Raw genomic sequence first — 1,120 nt, forward strand, 5'->3', positions numbered from 1 at the left:
CGCGGGTAGGACGGACGGTCCCCACCACGGTCATCACGGCCGCCACGGAACCCACCACGGTCGTCATCACGACGGGGGTACGAGGGACGGTCGCCACCACGGTCGTCACGACGCGGGTACGAGGGACGGTCGCCACCACGGTCATCGCGACGCGGGTAGGACGGACGGTCCCCACCACGGTCATCACGGCCGCCACGGAACCCACCACGGTCGTCATCACGACGGGGGTACGAGGGACGGTCGCCCCCACGGTCGTCACGACGCGGGTACGAGGGACGGTCGCCACCACGGTCATCGCGACGCGGGTAGGACGGACGGTCGCCCCCACGGTCGTCACGACGGAAACCGCCGCCACCACCCGTGGGACGGTCACCACGGTCATCACGACGTGGGAAGGACGGACGGTCCCCGCCACGGTCGTCACGACGGAAACCGCCGCCACCACCCGTGGGACGGTCACCACGGTCATCACGACGCGGGAAGGACGGACGGTCCCCGCCACGGTCGTCACGACGGAAACCGCCGCCACCACCCGTGGGACGGTCACCACGGTCATCACGACGCGGGAAGGACGGACGGTCCCCACCACGGTCATCACGGCCGCCGCGGAACCCACCACGGTCGTCATCACGACGCGGGTAGGACGGACGGTCGCCACCACGGTCGTCACGACGGAAACCGCCGCCAGCACCGGAGGGGCGCCCACCGCGGTCATCGCGACGGAAGCCGCCACTGCCAGCGCCGGCCGGTCGACCACCACGGTCGTCGCGGCGGAACGGGGGCCGGTCGCCGCCACGGTCGTCACGGCCCCCGCGGTAGCCGCCCCTGTCACCACCGTCGTTGCGCCGAGGCTCGCGCTCCGGACGATCGTCGGGAGAGTTGGACATGGGTGTGACTCCTGTCTTCGGGGTACCGCTAGTCATTCTCGCGCAACCAACCGATGGCCGCGCTTCGGCGTAAAGATGTAGAAAAACAAAAAGGACCCTTGGTCCAGCGTTGAACGCTGGACCAAGGGTCCTTTGAAAGATTGTTCGGCGGCGTCCTACTCTCCCACAGGGTCCCCCCTGCAGTACCATCGGCGCTGAAAGGCTTAGCTTCCGGGTTCGGAATGTAACCGGGC

General features: G+C 69.1%; 1 rRNA gene and 1 pseudogene. Both read right to left on the reverse strand.

Annotation, left to right across the window (positions count from 1 at the left end):
• A pseudogene (locus ACFCZ1_RS38530) lies at window positions 1-872 on the reverse strand (tetratricopeptide repeat protein); the annotation flags it as partial.
• A 157-nt stretch (window positions 873-1,029) separates the two neighbouring features.
• Window positions 1,030-1,120, reverse strand: a 5S ribosomal RNA gene (gene rrf, locus ACFCZ1_RS38535); the annotation flags it as partial.

The organism is Streptomyces sp. NPDC056224 (assembly GCF_042267665.1).
Lineage (GTDB): Bacteria > Actinomycetota > Actinomycetes > Streptomycetales > Streptomycetaceae > Streptomyces.